18 protein-coding genes are annotated in these 18,336 nt (G+C 33.9%); 1 reads left to right on the top strand and 17 read right to left on the bottom strand.

All coding sequences use genetic code 11. The annotated features are described in order from the left end of the window. The first annotated feature begins 7 nt into the window (after positions 1-7). Positions 8-2,167: a hypothetical protein gene (locus ACIQ2L_RS03275; protein WP_396156392.1), complete on the top strand. Its 2,160-nt coding sequence runs from the start codon at positions 8-10 to the stop codon at positions 2,165-2,167. Between the two features lie 11 nt (positions 2,168-2,178). On the opposite strand, the gene ACIQ2L_RS03270 is transcribed toward ACIQ2L_RS03275, so the two are convergent. The 17 genes from ACIQ2L_RS03270 to ACIQ2L_RS03190 form a co-directional block, all read right to left on the bottom strand. Continuing rightward, entirely contained in the window at positions 2,179-3,387 is a 1,209-nt protein-coding gene (locus ACIQ2L_RS03270; protein ID WP_396156390.1) for a murein hydrolase activator EnvC family protein, read from the bottom strand. Positions 3,388-3,454: 67 nt separating this feature from the next. Continuing rightward, entirely contained in the window at positions 3,455-4,261 is an 807-nt protein-coding gene (locus ACIQ2L_RS03265) for a DUF4292 domain-containing protein (protein WP_396156389.1), read from the bottom strand. Continuing rightward, positions 4,261-5,616 (bottom strand): tetratricopeptide repeat protein, encoded by a 1,356-nt coding sequence (locus ACIQ2L_RS03260; protein WP_396156387.1) that lies wholly within the window; start codon positions 5,614-5,616, stop codon positions 4,261-4,263. Before ACIQ2L_RS03260 ends, ACIQ2L_RS03265 begins: the two co-directional genes overlap by 1 nt. 28 nt (positions 5,617-5,644) lie before the next feature. Next, positions 5,645-6,655, bottom strand: a complete 1,011-nt coding sequence (locus ACIQ2L_RS03255; protein WP_396156385.1) for a sugar phosphate nucleotidyltransferase — start codon at positions 6,653-6,655, stop codon at positions 5,645-5,647. 71 nt (positions 6,656-6,726) lie between these two features. Beyond that, complete coding sequence (dut, locus tag ACIQ2L_RS03250) at positions 6,727-7,161, bottom strand: dUTP diphosphatase (RefSeq protein ID WP_396156383.1); 435 nt, start codon at positions 7,159-7,161, stop codon at positions 6,727-6,729. A 38-nt stretch (positions 7,162-7,199) separates the two neighbouring features. Beyond that, positions 7,200-8,666: a lipopolysaccharide biosynthesis protein gene (locus ACIQ2L_RS03245; RefSeq protein WP_396156382.1), complete on the bottom strand. Its 1,467-nt coding sequence runs from the start codon at positions 8,664-8,666 to the stop codon at positions 7,200-7,202. A gap of 41 nt (positions 8,667-8,707) precedes the next feature. Next, positions 8,708-9,145, bottom strand: coding sequence for a GNAT family N-acetyltransferase (locus ACIQ2L_RS03240; RefSeq protein ID WP_396156380.1), 438 nt, complete (start codon positions 9,143-9,145; stop codon positions 8,708-8,710). Positions 9,146-9,222: 77 nt separating this feature from the next. Then, on the bottom strand, positions 9,223-10,083 hold the full coding sequence (gene atpG, locus ACIQ2L_RS03235) for an ATP synthase F1 subunit gamma (RefSeq protein WP_396156378.1): 861 nt from the start codon (positions 10,081-10,083) through the stop codon (positions 9,223-9,225). A 116-nt stretch (positions 10,084-10,199) separates the two neighbouring features. After that, positions 10,200-11,774, bottom strand: a complete 1,575-nt coding sequence (gene atpA / locus ACIQ2L_RS03230) for a F0F1 ATP synthase subunit alpha (RefSeq protein WP_396156376.1) — start codon at positions 11,772-11,774, stop codon at positions 10,200-10,202. A 23-nt stretch (positions 11,775-11,797) separates the two neighbouring features. Beyond that, positions 11,798-12,331: an ATP synthase F1 subunit delta gene (gene atpH / locus ACIQ2L_RS03225; RefSeq protein ID WP_396156617.1), complete on the bottom strand. Its 534-nt coding sequence runs from the start codon at positions 12,329-12,331 to the stop codon at positions 11,798-11,800. After that, a complete protein-coding gene (locus tag ACIQ2L_RS03220; RefSeq protein WP_396156374.1) occupies positions 12,331-12,831 on the bottom strand; it encodes a F0F1 ATP synthase subunit B in 501 nt (166 codons plus the stop codon). Before ACIQ2L_RS03220 ends, atpH begins: the two co-directional genes overlap by 1 nt. A gap of 103 nt (positions 12,832-12,934) precedes the next feature. After that, positions 12,935-13,132, bottom strand: coding sequence for an ATP synthase F0 subunit C (atpE, locus tag ACIQ2L_RS03215; protein ID WP_309614284.1), 198 nt, complete (start codon positions 13,130-13,132; stop codon positions 12,935-12,937). 88 nt (positions 13,133-13,220) lie between these two features. Beyond that, entirely contained in the window at positions 13,221-14,351 is a 1,131-nt protein-coding gene (gene atpB / locus ACIQ2L_RS03210) for a F0F1 ATP synthase subunit A (RefSeq protein ID WP_396156615.1), read from the bottom strand. Positions 14,352-14,466: 115 nt separating this feature from the next. After that, complete coding sequence (locus ACIQ2L_RS03205; RefSeq protein ID WP_396156372.1) at positions 14,467-14,865, bottom strand: hypothetical protein; 399 nt, start codon at positions 14,863-14,865, stop codon at positions 14,467-14,469. Then, the gene (locus ACIQ2L_RS03200; protein ID WP_396156370.1) at positions 14,865-15,098 is read right to left on the bottom strand and encodes an AtpZ/AtpI family protein; all 234 of its coding nucleotides are present in this window, start codon (positions 15,096-15,098) and stop codon (positions 14,865-14,867) included. The genes ACIQ2L_RS03205 and ACIQ2L_RS03200 overlap by 1 nt, the downstream gene beginning before the upstream one ends. Beyond that, positions 15,067-15,471, bottom strand: coding sequence for a polymer-forming cytoskeletal protein (locus tag ACIQ2L_RS03195; protein WP_396156368.1), 405 nt, complete (start codon positions 15,469-15,471; stop codon positions 15,067-15,069). The genes ACIQ2L_RS03200 and ACIQ2L_RS03195 overlap by 32 nt, the downstream gene beginning before the upstream one ends. Positions 15,472-15,476: 5 nt before the next feature. Continuing rightward, positions 15,477-18,302 (bottom strand): gliding motility protein, encoded by a 2,826-nt coding sequence (locus ACIQ2L_RS03190; protein WP_396156366.1) that lies wholly within the window; start codon positions 18,300-18,302, stop codon positions 15,477-15,479. Between the last annotated feature and the right edge of the window lie 34 nt (positions 18,303-18,336).

The raw sequence follows: 18,336 nt of genomic DNA, 5'->3' as shown, positions 1-18,336 counted from the left end.
AAATCAAATGAAAACCAAACTGTTATTCCTTTTGCTATTAGTAACCACTTCGATACTAGCTCAAGATAAAAAAGAAGTGAAAGAGTTTTTTTGGGGCGCAAAAGATGAATTCAAAAAAGCCAATACCATTCCTGATAAATGGAAAAATGAATCGGCAGTACTTATTCATAAAAGAGAACATTATAACTATCATAAATTTGGCACCAATGTCACCTATACTTCGGGTATCAGAAAAAGAGTTAAGCTTTTAGATCAAGCCGCAGTTACTGAGTTTTCTCAGTTTTCTTATAAAACCAAGTTCTATTCGAACAAAGCATACGGAAGTGGATTTTGGCGCAGAGGAACAAATTTCATTGGCGTAAAAGTGGTTAAGCCAGATGGAAAAGAAATAGAAATTGATGCCGAAAAAGAATCAAAAGAAGTAAATGGCGAACAAAAATTAGCCATCCCAAATTTGGAAGTTGGTGACATTCTTGATTACTATTTTTATAGTATTGAACCATTCAAATCGGTTTATGATTACACTTTTGAAGCGGTTGAAACTCCTTTGGGCGATGTGTATCCAACGATGGATTTGAAGATTACTTTAGATACTGAAAATGATTTTTTTGTGAATTTCAATACGTATAATGGCGCACCAGATTTAAAACAAATTCCAACCAAAAACAGTGGCGAAAGAAGTTATGAATTGGTAGAAAAAAACATTGAAAAGAATGAATTTCCTCGTTGGTTTTATCCTTTTGCTGAATTGCCCTGCTATAAGTTTCAGGTGATTTTTGCTCGTTCTGGAAAATTTGAAAAATTAGCGGACGGCTTTTTATCCGATAGTGAAAAAGTGATTAAAAAAACGGTTGCCAAAGAAGACATTTATGATTATTACAACAAAAAATTTTTACCGTCGGGTGATTTAGGTCCAATTAAAGATTTCCTAAAAGGCAAATCTTTTGCTAATGAGGAAGAAAAAGTTCGTGAGGTGTATTACTTCTGCCGACATGAATATTACACTCGATATATAGAGGCTTTTGTGGTAAATGAAGCCAAACTTTTTTATCCTTTTGAATATTATGGATACAATCCCATATTCTTTAGTCAGGAAGAATCATTTATCAACTATTTCATGTATTTCTTGAAAAAGAATGAAATCGATTATGATATTATTGTTGCTACCCCAAGATATAATGGCTCTATTGATGATTTGTTGATACAAGGAAATGTAACAAAATTGATTCGAGTGAACACCAAAATTCCAGTATATTTAGAATATTTTTCGCCTTACACCAGTGCCGATCAGATTGATTCAAAGATAGAAAACTCTAAAGCGTATGTCTTAGAAGTTTCTAAAGGAAAACGAGTAACCGATGCTTCAACAGTTGTGCTTCCCTCTAGTACTTATCAGGAAAACAGTTATAAAAGCAAAACCACTTTGAAACTTGACGATTTTACAGGTTTTACGGTAAAAAGAGAATCTTCTTTTCTTGGACATTTAAAAGAAAGTGAGCAAAAAGAAAAATTTAATTTCTATGATTATGTATACGAAGATTATAAAAAATATGGCACGATTCAGCTTTTAGAGTATGTGAAAAATAAAAAGAAGAAAGAGCAATATACCAATGAACTGAATGCCTTGGTAAACAAGATGAAGGATAAACAAAAAGAAGCATTCGAAAAATCAACAGAAGAGGAATACGATTTTGATGTTGATGATTTCAAGTTTGAAATCAAAAATACGGGGCGTTACGGAAAAAAATCGGCATTTGAGATTGAGGAAAATTTTACTATTAAAAACAATTTAATCAAAAAAGCAGGTGATAAATATTTGATTGAAATTGGTAAACTATTGACTTCTCAAATAGAAATTGACCAAAAAGAAAAAGACAGAAAGAACAATATTTACATGGTTTATCCACGTTCTTTTGATAATGAAATTGTCTTAGAAATTCCAACTGGATATGCAGTTTCTGGATTGGAAAAACTAAATAAAAAAGTTGAAAACGAAACAGGAGGATTTACTTCTTCTGCTGAAGTAAAAGGAAATCAATTGGTCATCAAAACATTTAAACATTATAAAAAATACTACGAGCCAAACTCAAATTGGAGCAAGATCATAGTATTCTTAGATGCAGCGTATCAATTTACTCAAGAAAAGGTTTTGTTGAAGAAAATTTAAATCAATTTTTTTTATCTCCCACTCAACCAGCTTGTCGGATTAAAATATACCGAGTTTTGAGATACCAAAAATTTAAGAATTGTTTGTCCGTCAGCATCGGTTCTAATTTTTCCTAAAATTTGTTTTGCCGATACTTTATCGCCCACTTGAACATTTACTGAACTTAAGTTTTGGTAAATGGTAAAAAAGTCTCCGTGTTTAATCAAAACTGCTTTCTTAAGTGGTGTTATTTGCTGCACTTGAGCCACTTCGCCTGAAAAAACAGTTCTAGCATTTGAGCCGCTTTCGGTTGAGATTTCAATTCCGCTATTATGAATCATTAATGATTTAAATACCGGATGTGGTTGGTCGCCATAGCCGAGAGAAATAGCTCCTTTTTCAACAGGCCAAGGCAATCTGCCTTTATTCGCTTTAAAATTATCGGATACTATTTTCCCTTCTGGTGTTAGTATAATTTTCGTGGATGATTCAATAGCTTTCTTTTCGGTTGCTGTAATTTTAGGATTTGCTTTTACGTTAGCGGCGGCCGTTTTTCTATTGGCGGCGGCAATGGCTTCTCGAACTAATTTTTGAATTTGAGCATCAATCTTTTTCGTTTCTTGTTGCTTTTTCTTAATTTCAGCTGAGATTTTGCCTTTTTCTTTTTGAATTTGAAGTGCTATTTTTTCTTGCTCTTTTTTCTCTTTTACAAGTTCTTCTTTCTCTTTTTCATTTTCTTTGATTAGTTTTTCTTTTTCGGTCTTTTGAATTACTATTTGATTGGTATACCCTTTAAGTTGCTTTGTAGTTACTTCAATTTCTTGCCCTTGCATTTTTCGATAACTCGCATATTGCTTCATATATTGAGCCCGTTTATAGGCTTGCAAAAAGTTTTCTGAAGATAATAAAAACATGGCTCGACTTTGTTCCGATCGGCTTTTATACGATTTTAAAATCATGGCGGCATAATCTTTTCTTAACTGTTCTAACTCTTTGTTAAGTTGATTGATTTTAACCTGATTAATATAAATATCATTATTTAACAACTTTGTTTGTTTTTCGGTAGTTTTTATTAGTTTTTCTTTTAATCCAATTTTTTCTTTTTGAATAGACATCTGCGTAAGAACAGATTTCTCTTTATTTTTTACAGATTTCAACAGTTGCTCTTTTTCCTGAATTTCCATCTGAATTTTAGCTTTTCTGTTTTCGAGTTCTTCTTGCGTTGGAGGTTGACTCCACATTTTTAATGTGAAGCAAAAGAATACGAGTAGAGTTAAAAAAGATTTTGGCATTTTTCGGGTTGTTTTTTCAATTCTGTTTAATAAAAATTCTGTCGTAACCATTTGGAACACTATAAGGAAAATTTAATTCTTCGTCAAACAAAATCGAATTATACTCTATAATTATGGTTGTCTTTACATTTTTCTGAAAAGCATTTATAGTCAAACTTGACGGTAATATTGCTGAAGCAAATTCTTGAAAACTGGGGTAATTTGCCTCAAAATTCCGTTCCTTTTCTGGTTGGCTAATTTCTTGTTTTTTTAGTAAAAAATGTTCTGCTTCAAAAGAAAAAGATTTTTCATCATTCTTTTCAGTCGCATTCAACGTATAAAATTTATCCGTTTCTGTATAAAAATACTTGCCTTTTGTCAAATCATCTATAGGCTTGCCAAGAAGCATATTTTGTATTTTCATAAAATCTAAATCGGTTCCAAGCCATTGACTCAAAGATTGATAATCGCCTTCAAAATAAGAACCATTTATTTTTTCATAATATTTTACTTCCAAAGGGGTAATCAGTGCTTTAGCCATAGTTATTCCCAAAACGCGAATACTAACTAATATTTGCTCGTCTTTTTTTATTTTAACTTCTGCTGAAACACTTTGTGAATCATCTTCATGCTTGTATTTTGCACTAGCTCTAATGTATAACGTTGAAAAATTAATTTTATTATTATAGTGATTTTGAATGATTTTTTCAGATGTAATTATACTATCTGTATTCGTAGAAGGTTTGGTACCAACGAGAACTGCTTTTGACTTACATGATACCAGCAACAGTAAACACGTAAAGTAAATCGAAATAACCCTAAGAACCTTTAATCCTTTATTCATTATTTCTTTTGCTTTTGTATTAGTTCGTTAGCTTTTTTAAAATACTTTTCCTTCTTAGATACATCGCCTAAACCTGAGTAAGCTTCACCTAATTGAATGATAAAATTTATTTCTAATGCTGCATCATCAACAACAAAATCAATACCTGAATCTAGTATAGATATAGCTCTTTTAAAATTCTTTAACTGATTATTTGCCAATCCAGCGTAATAATAAAACTGAGGTTGTGTTGGAAAAAGTTGTGTCAAATTATCCGCCTTTTTTGCTAAAACATCAAATTGTTGCTTTTCGGTATAGGCTTGCATTACTAAAAGTTGGGTTTCAACATCGTCTTCTTTATCTAATAAATGCATTTCGAAATACTTGATGGCTTGAGCCCAATTACTTTTCGAATAATAAAATTTGCCTATTTCTTTTGCGACTCTAATTTCTTTATCATTTTCAAAATAGACTAACGCTTTGTCTAAATCGGGCTCGTATTTTGGGTTATTTTTAGTAAAAAGTAAAAACTCATTGAGCATACGGTGCTTAATTTTAGAATCTATTTTTTTACTCGGAAAAACAATATTCATGGCTTTCACCGCATTGTCACCGTCACTATTATTCAAATAAAATTTGAATAAACTAACTTGAGCCCAATCAGAAGTTGGGATTTCCTTTTCTAATTTTCTGGCAATTTCTAGAGCTTTCTCTTCTTGATTACTTTGAGAATATAAATAAATCAACGCAATATAATTGGATTCGTCTTTTGGAAATTTCTTTATTTGATCTAGCAAATTAAATTTTTCTGAGGATTGGTATTTTGCTTCTTTTAGAATATCGGCTTTATATAATTCGCGTTTATCTGACTTTCCAAATTTTGTGTTTAATTCGTTTATTAAATCTAATGCCTTGTCAAACTGTTGTGTTTTCATATACAACGATGTCAAGTCTTCTTTGTAATCTTCCTTGAACGGTATCAATTTTTCGACTATCACAATTGCTTGATTAAAATCGTGAGTGTCATAACAAACATCATACATCCCAACCCAAGCCCATCTGTTTTTTGGGTCCATTTTGGTAACTTTTTCAAAGTTATCATACGCTTCTTTATACTTTTTTTGGGCTAAGTAATTCTTCCCTAATTCAAAATAAATCACAGGGTTTTCGGGTTGAATGGCAATGCCTTTTTCTAAAGCTATTATCGCTTTATCATAGTTCTCAATACTTCTATGTTGTATCGCTTCATAAAATAAATCTTCAAATCCATCATCCATTGTAACCACATCGTTATTGGGTTCATTTTGTGCCACAATAACATTTGGAATGATAGCCATTCCAAAAAACAATAAACAATAAATTCTTATTTTATACATTTTAGCTGAATTATTTTCAGTTCTCGAATTATTCTAAAACAGAGTAATCTCCGATACTAATACTAGTAAAATCACCGTTAAAATTTACATGATTTCCAATCATGGCGTTATCTAATTTGGCATTTTTAATATGAACATGCGTTTGAACCAAACTGTTTTTGATTTTTGAATCGATAAGGTGTGTTCCTTTTCCGAGTGATACATTTGGACCAACGATTGAATTGATTATCGCAACATCTTCATCAATAAAACAGGGCGGAATAATAGTAGCATTTTCAAGACGCACATTGTCTGAAACTAGGTTTTCTCCGTCTTTATGTAAAAAACCTAACATTCTCGAATTCGTTTCAACTGTTACATCTTTATTGCCACAATCCATCCATTCATCGACCTTGCCCGGCACAAATTTCATGCCTTTTACCATCATTTGTTTAATTCCGTCATTTATTTGATATTCGCCACCATGAATAATGTTATTATCCAATACCGCTTGAAGTTCGTTTCTCAATACGGCTACATCTTTAAAATAATAAATACCTATTACCGCTAAATCGGAAACAAACTCTTTTGGCTTTTCTACTAACTCAATAATTTCTCCTTTCGTATTTAAGTTAACTACGCCAAAAGCTTCGGGTTGCTGCACTTGTTTAACCCAAATTACACTATCGGCAGTTTTATCTAAATCAAAATCAGCACGAATTAATGTGTCTGCATAAGCAATAACCGCTGGTCCGATCAAAGAATCTTTGGCACACATAATGGCATGACCCGTTCCTAATGCTTCATTTTGATAGTAAATCGTTCCTTTTGCTCCTAATTTTTGAGCAATGGCAATCAAATCTTCTTCTACTTTTTTACCAAAACTTTCGTGGATGACAAACGCTACTTCATCAATTTTCTGATTTAAAACACCAGCAATATCTTCTACCAATCGGTGAACGATTGGTTTTCCTGCTATGGGAATTAAGGGTTTTGGGATGGTTAAAGTGTGTGGTCTTAATCTGGAACCGCGACCTGCCATGGGTACTATTATTTTCATAAAAATTGTATTAAGATTTGAGTATTAAGTATTAAGACTGAAACTGCCTACTAATTACTGAACACTGATTACTATTTCACTCCTGTACTTCCAAAACCACCTTCGCCACGAGTTGTTTCAGACAATTCTTCAACTGAAACCCATTCCGCGCGTTCGTGTTTGGCGATAATTAATTGCGCAATTCTTTCGCCGTTTTCTACGACAAAATTTTCATTCGATAAATTTACTAAAATCACACCAATTTCTCCGCGATAATCGGCATCAACCGTTCCCGGAGAATTGAGAACGGTAATTCCTTTTTTAGCAGCTAAACCGCTTCTTGGTCTTACTTGCGCTTCGTATCCAATTGGCAATTCAATAAAAAGTCCCGTTTTTACGATGGCTCTTTCTAATGATTTTAATTCTATTGGTTCAACCAAATTCGCTCTTAAATCCATTCCGGCTGACGCAATGGTTTCGTAATTGGGTAAATCGTGTTGCGATTTATTGATGATTTTTATTTGCATATTCTATGTTTTGCCACAAAGTCACTAAGACTCGAAGGTTATTTATTTTTTCTTTTAATGATTTTAAGTAAGGTTTCTTTTTCGTTGCGATAAATAAAATATAAAAATAACGATAGTAAAACTAGCTTAACTAAATAATTTTCTCTTAAAATTGGGATATAAAACGAAATAGCGGAAAACAAAATCGTAATTCCTAAGTATTTCAAAATAACATTCATTTCATAGGGAATCGGATAGTTTTTTTGACCTAACTGATAGGAAATAATCATCATGCTGCCATAGGCCGCAATAGTTGCAATGGCCGAGCCATAATAAGACATGGTCGGAATTAAAATCCAGTTCAGAATCAATGTTATTGCTGCGCCAATTAATGAAATATAAGCGCCTATTTTAGTCTTATCTATAAGTTTATACCACACAGAAAGATTAGTGTAAATACCAAGAAAGAAATTAGCCAAAACAATTAACGGAACCACTTTCATCGCATCCCAATAAGTATCATTTGGCACCAAAACCTGTTTCAGTAAATCGGCAAAAACAATCACAAACAAACTAATGAACGAGCCAAAAATCACAAAATATTTTGTTATAGTCGCATAAGTATGTTGTGCGTTTTCATTGCTAGCATGACTAAAAAAAAACGGTTCAATGCCCAAACTATAAGCAGTTCTGAAAAGTACCATAAACATCCCAATTTTATAACAGGCAGAATATGCCCCGATTTCTGAAAGCGGAACGTGCATCCAATCTAAAAGGATTTTGTCAAAATGTTCGTTGATGGCAAAGGCTATTCCTGCGAATAAGATTGGAAGTCCATAAGTCATCATTTTTTTCCAAAGTGCTTTATCAAAGTTCCATGCAATTTTGGTGTAATTTGGAATCAATACCAGAAATGTAGCCAAGCTAGCCACAATGAAAGAAATAAAAATATACCCAATCTGATAATTTTTAAAATAAATCGTACTGAATATGCCATCGGGATTATTGGCTACCAATTTGGGTAAAATTGCTAGGAAAAACAACGTCAAAAGTAAACTTATAGAAACATTTCCAATTTTTATCGCAGCATACTTTATGGGTTTTCGCTCTGCGCGAAGTTTGGAAAATGGAATTATGGCTAAAGCATCAAGTGTTAAAATCCATATCGTATAGGTGATATATTCAACCTTAATATCGGACCAACTGGCTAAGGCATTTCGGAATAATAATCCTAACACTAAGAATCCTAAGGACGACCAAAACAGTGAAATTGTCGAGGTGGAAATGACACTCTTCTTATTGTCTTCCGAATTGTAAAACCTGAAAAATGAGGTTTCCATTCCATAGGACAAGACTACATTAAAGAAAACCAAATAAGCAAAAATCACAGACACTTCACCCATCTTGCTTTTATCAGGCAGATAAAGTACATAAAGGGGATTCAGGATAAAACTGATTAACCTGGGAATAACGGTTGCTAATCCGTAAATTAAGGTTTGTTTAAAGAGATTTTTATATAAACTCAAGGTGGTTTTCTTTAATGAAACAAAAATAGGTTTTTATTAGATTATGAAAATCCATTTTCGTCAATAGTTTTGATAAAATGAAACCCACGAGGCACATAACCTTGATTGTAATAAAAACGATGGGCAGGAAAATTTCCAGTGAAGGCATCAAGAACAATACAAGTACAATTTAATTCGGCTGCTTTTTCATCAATATAATTTGAAATTAATTTGCCAATTCCTTTTTTACGATAGTCTGGATGGACAATAAAGTTGTCAATTTCGATATATTTTCCAGTCCATAATTTGGTTCCAAACCAAAAGCCAGTTAAACCAACACAAATTTTCCCATCAAAAACGGCTACTTGTTTGTAACTTTTGGGAATCATGTCTTCGAGGAAAGATTTATAACGTTCGATTGCCATATTGGGATACAGCAATTGGATGGTCTCAAATTGTTCGAGGATTTGTTCAAGCGATGAAAGTTCTCTGATTTCCATTTTGGAATTTTTATTTAAAAGTATAAAAAAAGAGCCAACGCGAGTTGACTCTTTTTGGTAAAATATTATTTTGAAAATTATCCTTTCAATGCCTCTGCACCACCAACAATCTCCAATATCTCATTGGTAATGGCAGCTTGACGCGCTTTGTTGTAGGTTAATTTCAATTGGTTTCTCAACTCCGTTGCGTTATCGGTTGCTTTGTGCATTGCCGTCATACGCGCTCCGTGTTCAGACGCAAATGAATCTCTTATGGCTTTATATAATTGTGTTTTCAATGATTTTGGAATTAACGTCATTACAATTTCTTCTTTAGATGGTTCGAAGATATAATCCCCTGTTGAAGCAGGAACGTCTGATTGAATTGGTGCCAACGGTAAAAATTGTTCTACCTGAACGATTTGAGTAGCCGCATTTTTAAATTGGTTGTAAATCAATTCAATTTTATCATAGTCGCCAGAAACAAATTTTTCGGTTAATGCTTCTGCAATTTGAGATACTCTTTCGAAAGTTAATTCGTCAAATATTTCGCTTTTGTTCTCAATAACCGTAGTAGTTTTTCTTAAAATGTCGTTTCCTTTTTTACCAATAGCAAAAATATCTACTTGTTTTCCTGCGTAACTCTCAGCAACTTCTTTAGCTTGCTTGATAACATTCGTATTAAATGCACCTGCTAAACCTCTGTTTGATGTTATCGCTACAATTAAAACTTTATTTACTTCGCGTTGTGCCGTAAATTCTCCTCCGGCATCTCCATCCAAAGTTGCGCTTACATTTTGTAAAAGTTCGGTTAGTTTTTCGGCATAAGGTCGCATCGCTGTAATAGCATCTTGAGCTTTTTTCAGCTTTGCAGCAGAAACCATTTTCATCGCCGATGTAATTTGCATCGTAGATGAAACGGAACTAATTCGATTACGTATTTCCTTTAAGTTTGCCATTTTAAGCCCCTCCCCAACCCTCCCCAAAGGGGAGGGAGACTCACGAGGGTATTTGTCTTACATTATTAATAACTTTATTGTTCCAAACTCCTCCCCTTTGGGGAGGCTTGGTGGGGCTAGTATTTAGCAGAAAGTTCTTTCGCTACGCTTTCTAAAACGTCGGTAATTTTGTCATCCAATTTACCTGCTTTCAAAGCATCTAAAACATCTCTGTGCTTATTGTTTAAGAAATCGATATAACTTCTTTCGAACTCTTTTACTTTATTTACAGGCACGCTTCTCAACAAGTTTTTAGAACCTGCATAGATAATGGCAACCTGATCTTCTACAGTATACGGATCGTTTACTGCTTGTTTCAAGATTTCAACGTTTCTTCTACCTTTTTCGATTACGTTTAAAGTAACAGCATCCAAATCAGAACCAAATTTTGCAAACGCTTCCAATTCACGGAATTGAGCTTGGTCTAATTTTAAGGTACCCGCAACTTTTTTCATCGATTTAATTTGAGCGTTTCCACCCACACGAGATACCGAAATACCTACGTTAATCGCTGGACGAACCCCTGAGTTAAACAAATCACCATCCAAGAAAATCTGTCCGTCAGTAATCGAAATTACGTTAGTTGGGATATACGCAGAAACGTCACCCGCTTGCGTTTCGATAATTGGTAAAGCGGTTAATGAACCTCCACCTTTTACAATTCCTTTTAAGGCATCTGGTAAATCGTTCATGTCTTTTGCAATTCCGTCATCAGCAATAACTTTACATGCTCTTTCTAATAAACGAGAGTGCAAGTAGAATACGTCTCCAGGATATGCCTCACGACCCGGTGGTCTTCTTAATAAAAGAGAAACTTCACGGTAAGCTACTGCTTGTTTTGATAAATCATCATAAATAATTAGAGCAGGACGACCTGAATCTCTAAAATATTCTCCGATTGCAGCTCCGGCCATTGGCGCATAAACCTGCATTGGTGCTGGATCTGAAGCGTTAGCTGCTACAATTGTAGTGTAAGCCATAGCGCCTTTTTCTTCTAATGTTTTAGCAATATTGGCTACTGTTGATGCTTTTTGTCCTATCGCCACATAGATACAAAATACGGGTTGGCCCGCATCGTAGAATTCTTTTTGGTTCAAAATAGTATCAATACAAACGGTAGTTTTACCTGTTTGACGGTCACCTATTACCAACTCTCTTTGTCCTCTTCCTACTGGAATCATGGCATCGATAGATTTGATTCCCGTTTGTAATGGCTCCGTTACTGGTTGACGGAAGATAACTCCAGGCGCTTTTCTTTCCAATGGCATTTCGTATAATTCGCCACCGATTGGACCTTTACCATCGATTGGTTCTCCAAGAGTGTTTACCACACGACCTACAATTTGCTCGCCTACTTTAAGAGATGCAATACGTTGCGTTCTTTTAACAGTAGAACCTTCTTTAATCCCGGTAGATGGTCCTAAAAGTACCACTCCAACATTGTCTTCTTCTAGGTTCAAAACGATGGCTTCCAATCCGTTGTCGAATTGTACTAACTCACCGTATTGAGCGTTTGATAGCCCGTAAACACGAGCGATACCATCACCTACCTGAAGAACGGTTCCTACTTCTTCTAATGTTGCACCCGATTCAAAACCTTCTACTTGTTTTTTTAATATTGCTGAAATTTCAGCTGGATTAATTTCTGCCATTTTGATCTATCTTTAATGGTAATCTAGTTACTAAATTCTCTTTTTAATTCTTGCAATCTGTTGGATACAGAAGCATTATACTGTTTATCGCCTATTCTCAATATAAATCCGCCAATAATTGAAGGATCGATAGTATTTTGAATGGTTAGTTTTTTGGTTGAAATAGTAGCTGCTTTTGCCAATATTTTAGCTTCTAAATCGGCTGTAATAGGAAAAGCTGTAGTAACGTTTGCCACTTCAACGCCATTCATTTCGTCAAATTGAGTGATGTATTGTGAAGCAATAGCTTCTAATATTTCAAATCTTTTGTTTTCTTGTAGCAATCTGAAAAGCGATTTGGTATCCGCCTGAACCGACCCAAAAACTTCTGACAAGGCTTTCATCTTCACTTCTGAAATAATGATTGGGCTTGTCAAAAATTCTTTTAAATCAGCACTCGATTCAACCGCAGCAATGATAGATTTCATATCCTCATTTACTTGGCTTGCTTTTCCGTTTGAAACCGCAGTTTCTAAAATTGCTTTTGCATATCTAATCGCAGCTCTTGACATACCGATTAATTTAATTTAACATCACCCAACAGTTGAACAACCAATTTTGTTTGAGATTCTTTGTTAGATAATTCTTCTCTCAATACTTTTTCTGCAATCGAAATAGACAAAGAAGAAACTTGGTTTTTTAATTCTGACATCGCAGCATTTTTCTCACTGTTGATGGCAGCTTTTGCTTGTTCAATCATTTTACCTGCTTGAACTTGAGCATCTTCTTTAGCTTCAGAAATAATTTTATCTTTTATCTCTCTAGCTTCTTTTAGGATAATATCTCTTTCTACTCTTGCTTCAGCTAACAATTTTTCGTTATCTGATTTAAGATTTTGCATATCTCTTTTTGCAATTTCTGCAGAAAGTAATGCGTTTTTAATTCCTTCTTCTCTTTCATTAACGGCGTCAAGAATCGGTTTCCAGGCGAATTTTCTTAGTAAGAAAACCAACAACAAGAAGATTAACGTTTGCCAGAAGAACAATCCGAATGAGAAATCATTTATTAACTTTTCCATAATTTAAATTTATATTATGTAATATATAGTGTGATTTTTTAATTTTTTTAAAGATAAACCAAAGCTACAACCAACCGTTGCAGCTTTTAGTTTACTTTTTTTATTATTTTACAGCAAATAAAGCTGCAAAACCAATACCTTCAATAAGTGCCGCTGCAATAAGCATCACTGTTTGAATTTTTGCTGTAGCTTCTGGTTGACGAGCAATTGCATCTAATGCAGAACCACCGATTCTACCAATACCAATTCCTACTCCAATAACTACTAATCCTGCTCCTACTAAATTAAGAGTACCTTCCATAATGTATATATATTTAATTAAACATTCAAATTATTAATGTGCCAACGCGCCGGCTGGCTACTCGCATAGAATGTCCACTGGACATTTATTAATGATGCTCGGCTCCTTCGTGTTCATGATGATGCTCTTCAACAGCCGAACCAAAATACAAAGCGGTTAACATGGTAAAAATATAAGCTTGTAATAGCGTTACTAAAATTTCAATTAATGAGATGATAAACGATAGTCCGAAAGCCAATGGACTACCAATCCAGCTTTTGAAAATAAACATCATTCCAATCAAACTCATAATAACGATATGGCCTGCAAACATATTAGCGTACAAACGAATCATTAATGAAAACGGTTTGATGATAGCGCCCATTAGTTCAATTGGTGCTAATATAAATTTCATTGGAACAGGAACTCCTGGCATCCAAAAAATATGCATCCAATAATCTTTTTTTGCTGTAAATGTTGTGATGATAAAGGTCAATACTGCCAATCCAAAAGTCACAGAAATATTACCTGTTACATTGATTCCGAAGGGTGTCATCCCCACTACGTTTAAAAACCAAATAAAGAAAAATACCGTCAACAGATGACTCATGTATTTTTTATAATGTCTTTCTCCGATGTTGGGAATCGCAATTTCGTCACGAACGAACAATACGATTGGCTCAAAAAATCTTCCTGCTCCCCTGGCTACTCCGCCGTTTTTAGCGTATGATTTCCCTAAACTTCTAAACAATAAGAACATTAAAAGTGCAATAATCAACATGGTGAATACGCCTTTTGTTATGGAAAAATCAAGAGGTTTTTCGTTAGTTGGGTGACCTTCGTGTTCTGTTAAGGTTCCGGTTGCATCTGTTTTGTATATTTTTTCGTGGTGTAAAACGTAATGATTACCATTATGTTCGGCTACTGATTCACCATCATGAAATTTGGAAGAAGAAAAAACTTGCAGTCCATTATCCCAAAGTATGATAGGAAGAGGAAAACCATAATGCTTCCCTGTCGCTTCATCTGCAAATAAACTAAAACTATGTCCGTCTAAAACGTGATGATTTTTTACTTCATCTATCTGAGCCCTAATTTCAGCATCAGGATCTTGGCTTTCTTTAGCAACAACTTCTTTGATTTCTGATGTTGTTTCAGGTGAATTAGCCAATATAACTGAAGGTAAAAAAGCGATTGAAGCTACTAAACTATAAAGGAATGATTTTCTTGAAAACACCATAACTATGATTTGTCTAAATTTTATTTCTGAAATTTGGTGCAAAAGTACACTTTTAATTAATATTAAAAAGTATATGTTTTATTTTTTTTGATGGAATTGTCGAATATAAAACAATTTATTGCTTATTGTTTAAAATCCGGATGGTTAGAATGGTTTCTATTGCTAAAAAGTAGATAAAAATTACAAAAAAACTTATCTTTTCAGCTGGCGTTTTTGGTAGCTGTATTTGGATAATTGGTCTCAGTAGTGCATAGGCAATGACCATTTTTAGAGTAGTTGCCGCCAAAAAGGCATAGCCAACATAATCTACAGACGTTTTTTTTACTTTGATCAGCAAAAACACAATAACAAAAGAAAGTAATCCAAAAATGCCATAAAGTAAAAGCGTTGAGTAGATAAAATTATCTTCAAAGCCTTTAGGAATTAAAAAGTGTGCTATGGTTTTGTGGATTATAAAGCCAAAAATGGCGGCTAGAATTATGATTAAAAATGAGCGGTTTTTTATTACATTCATTATTCTTGTCCCGATTTGTTTATTTCTTTTAATTGTCTGCCTATGTTATAAAACGCTAAAACAACACCAACTATAGTAAAGAGTTTTAGGTAAAGGTTGTGTTTATTAACGAATTTTAGGTCAAGCCATTGCCCTAATTGTGAAAATAAAAAAACAATAAGTCCCATTTGAAATGGAATATTGATCAGCGACAGCCATTTGTTACGCTGTTTTTTCCTCTGTGGATTTTCCATCGCTTATCATGTTTTTTACAGGTGGTTTCATAACACATGTTGCGCTAAATTCAGCGCCTGGTTCAACAGATAATTTACCGCAAACTACATCACCAATAATATGTGCTTTGGATTTAACATTAAGGATTTCTTGTACTTGAATTTTGCCTTCAAATTTACCTTCGATATCGGCATTTTTACAAATAATATCGCCTTTAACGCTACCGGCTGGGCCGATTACAATCTTTCCTTTAGATTGAAAATTACCTATTAAATGTCCGTCTAAACGAAAATCTGCTGGCGAATTTATATCTCCGTGAATACTAGTTCCCTCAACAATTCTGTTGGTTTTACCTAAAAGATCGGTGTATGATTTTGGACTTTTTTCAAACATGTTTTCTATCCTTTTTTACCTGTATTTGGCATTCCGGGTGATGGTGGTGGTCCGAATTCGCCTCCTTCAGGCTGTTTGTCTTTACCATTAAGTTCGTTTTGCCCTTCTTGATTTTGTTGTGGCTGCTGATTTGTATTTGCGGGCGGTGGCGGTTGAACTGCTGCAACTCTTTCTATAGTGCCGTCCCAATTTGGTGGTGGCGCAGTGTCAGGAAGATTACCTGCTAAATATTCGGCTATATTCTTTTTAATTTGAACGATGGTATAGTTTTCTGCCGATATAATAATTGGTGTGTTTTGCACCTTATATTCTTTAAATTCTTTTAAAACCGTGGCGACTCCATTTGCCAAATCTTCTGAAGAAATACCATGTATTACCACAAAATTATCTGTCATCGTGTAAATATCCAAAGAAATAGAAAGTTTGGTTAAATTTCTATCGGTAATGAACTTCTTGATTTTATCACGAAGTGTTTTGGTTGTTGCGTTTTCAAAATCTTTGGTGGCATACAATACTTTCCAGTTTTTTGAAGGTGCTTTTGACAGCTGCAACGCTTCAAGTTTTGGTAAATCTACGGTGATTAATTTTTCTGCTTTTTTCCCTTCTTCGCTGTTGGGATAATTTAAGGAAACATAATTTAAAGCCGTTCTAAATTCAATTAAACCATTCAGTTTACCTGTTATTTGGGCCTTCAATAATTCTAATTTTGGAACAATTTCTTCTCCTGTAAATCTGTTTATTGCGCTTTCTGTTCCAGCCAAAGCTGCTTTAAATTCTCCGTCTTTATTTTGCTTATACAATTTTTGGTAAACCGAATTTGGGGAGTCACTAGATTCTTCTGCTTCACTTGATGGATTAAGCAAAATTTGAGCATATCTAGAATTAGGATATTGTGAAATGATGCTTGCTTTTGTAGCTTCTGCCCTTTCTTTATCTATAATTTCGTATAGCTTATATAAATTATACATTGAAGGTAATACCAATCTTTCCTCTGGATTGTCTCCTAATAATTTTTCAAATCTGTTTACGGCATATTGAAACTCTTTAAATTTCTCTTTATAAATAATTCCCAATTGATAATTGGCGAAGTTTCTTTCTTTACTCAAACTATCAATTAAAGTCTGAGAAACTGGAATTTGTTTGGTATAAAACTCTGGTGTATATCGTTCATCAACTGCAGCAACATCTTTTGAATCGGAATCTTTATCTGAGTCATTTGAATCGGAATCCTTTTCACTACTAGTTCCTTTTTCCGAAAGTGAAGAAACGCGCCAGTTGTCTTTCAGTGTTCTTTTTCCCCAGTTTTTAGCAAATTCTACTTTCCCATAGGCTACGGTTGTAGGGTTGTAGAAATAAAAAACACTTCCGCTGTTTCCTGATAATGACGCAACATTATTGGTCTCTTTAGGCTTAGATTTCCCTTTGATCATGTTAGCATTTTCTCCTTTAACATCAGAACCTCCATTATTTTTTGCAATATTCTCTTTGATTCTAGCTTCTTTTTCGGCCAACTTTTTCTTTGCTTCGTCTTCTTTTTTAAGCTTGGCTATATACGTTTCGAAATACGTGGTTCTATCACTAGCTGACATATTATAAAGCGATATAATACTATCGTTACTCTGAGCAATTCCCTCATATTTAATTACATCATCGAGATTTTCTCGTTTCTTTTTTATCAAATTATACTCTCTAGTTCTTGGTTTCAAATTAACTAAAGTACTATCGTAATATTTCCCTGCTTTGATAAACTTAGATTCTATAAAACAGATGTCCGCTAAGTTTCTGTAATTAGATGCCGCGAGATACGTATCTTGTGTTTTCTTTTTTAAAGAAAGGTTATACTCTTTTTTTGCTAATTCTTTATTATTGGTTTTTTCGCGAAATAGTGCCAATTGATGGTGTATCACATCTAGAAAAGGTCTGTTCTCTCTGTCTTTTAGCAAATCATCATACTTCTTAAGAAAAGCAACGGTATCTCCTTTTTTGTAATCAAATTGAGCCGCTTGTCTTGCGTGAGCATGAATTACATATGATTTTGCCGCTCTTCTATGCATATCAATTACCGATTGATAACTGGCATAGGCGCTGTCTTTATATCCTAGTTGTTCATAAAGTTGCCCTAAAATATAATTGTACCTGGATACTTCCTCATTTGATTTTGTATATTCCTTTGCAATTTTTAGTTTAGCAACAGCACTGTCTTTTTCTTGCAAATTGATAAATGCCTGAGCTAAAGTTGCGTTGGCATCTGCAAAAATTTGATCTTTAAATTTTATTTCTTTCAGTAATTTTTGCAGATTTTTAACAGCTAATGCATCATTATCAAGGCGCATATTGGTTTTTTCTCTCCAAATTTTTACGATGTATATTTTATTGCTGTTGGGAGATTTACTCAAAACATAGTTAAAGGCATCCAAGGCAGGAACAAATCGTTGATCATAATATCTTGCTTTTCCGAGCATTAGGTATGCTTCATCCATTTGTGGGTTTTTTTCGGACCCGCCAATATTCATTGAATGTTTCTGAATGGCTTTAGTTGCTTTGGTTTCTGCTTTTTCAAAGTTGGCGTTTTTGGTTTGTCCTGGCATCATGCTTTGATCTGAAATTTGCATTCTCTCAATTGGAAGCAGTTCCCAAAAATTATCAATGTTTGCTTGTTTTACCTCTGCGACTCCTTTATCCAAAGCAATTCCACCATTATATAAAACATTGTCTTTGGTACTAAGCGCATGATAATTTCTAGAAAGAATTGTATCTTTCTTGGTAGAGCATGCTATCAAAAAAATCAGTAATCCCGAAAAGACGATATATTTAATTGTATTGGTTTTCAAAGCGAAACGGTTTGTATTGTAACGTGAAAAAGTT

It is taken from the genome of Flavobacterium sp., assembly GCF_044369455.1.
In the GTDB taxonomy this organism is placed as follows: Bacteria; Bacteroidota; Bacteroidia; order Flavobacteriales; family Flavobacteriaceae; genus Flavobacterium.
This window is presented reverse-complemented; position numbering and strand designations above follow the sequence as displayed.

Excerpts from the sequence above, each read along its gene's own strand:
- ACIQ2L_RS03240 (WP_396156380.1), bottom strand. The coding sequence starts at position 9,145 with ATGGAAATCAGAGAACTTTCATCGCTTGAACAAATCCTCGAACAATTT.
- ACIQ2L_RS03275 (WP_396156392.1), top strand. The coding sequence starts at position 8 with ATGAAAACCAAACTGTTATTCCTTTTGCTATTAGTAACCACTTCGATA.
- atpG (WP_396156378.1), bottom strand. The coding sequence starts at position 10,083 with ATGGCAAACTTAAAGGAAATACGTAATCGAATTAGTTCCGTTTCATCT.
- ACIQ2L_RS03220 (WP_396156374.1), bottom strand. The coding sequence starts at position 12,831 with ATGGAAAAGTTAATAAATGATTTCTCATTCGGATTGTTCTTCTGGCAA.
- dut (WP_396156383.1), bottom strand. The coding sequence starts at position 7,161 with ATGCAAATAAAAATCATCAATAAATCGCAACACGATTTACCCAATTAC.
- ACIQ2L_RS03255 (WP_396156385.1), bottom strand. The coding sequence starts at position 6,655 with ATGAAAATAATAGTACCCATGGCAGGTCGCGGTTCCAGATTAAGACCA.
- atpA (WP_396156376.1), bottom strand. The coding sequence starts at position 11,774 with ATGGCAGAAATTAATCCAGCTGAAATTTCAGCAATATTAAAAAAACAA.
- ACIQ2L_RS03270 (WP_396156390.1), bottom strand. The coding sequence starts at position 3,387 with ATGTGGAGTCAACCTCCAACGCAAGAAGAACTCGAAAACAGAAAAGCT.
- ACIQ2L_RS03200 (WP_396156370.1), bottom strand. The coding sequence starts at position 15,098 with ATGGAAAATCCACAGAGGAAAAAACAGCGTAACAAATGGCTGTCGCTG.
- ACIQ2L_RS03265 (WP_396156389.1), bottom strand. The coding sequence starts at position 4,261 with ATGAATAAAGGATTAAAGGTTCTTAGGGTTATTTCGATTTACTTTACG.
- atpB (WP_396156615.1), bottom strand. The coding sequence starts at position 14,351 with ATGGTGTTTTCAAGAAAATCATTCCTTTATAGTTTAGTAGCTTCAATC.
- atpE (WP_309614284.1), bottom strand. The coding sequence starts at position 13,132 with ATGGAAGGTACTCTTAATTTAGTAGGAGCAGGATTAGTAGTTATTGGA.
- ACIQ2L_RS03205 (WP_396156372.1), bottom strand. The coding sequence starts at position 14,865 with ATGAATGTAATAAAAAACCGCTCATTTTTAATCATAATTCTAGCCGCC.
- ACIQ2L_RS03260 (WP_396156387.1), bottom strand. The coding sequence starts at position 5,616 with ATGTATAAAATAAGAATTTATTGTTTATTGTTTTTTGGAATGGCTATC.
- ACIQ2L_RS03195 (WP_396156368.1), bottom strand. The coding sequence starts at position 15,471 with ATGTTTGAAAAAAGTCCAAAATCATACACCGATCTTTTAGGTAAAACC.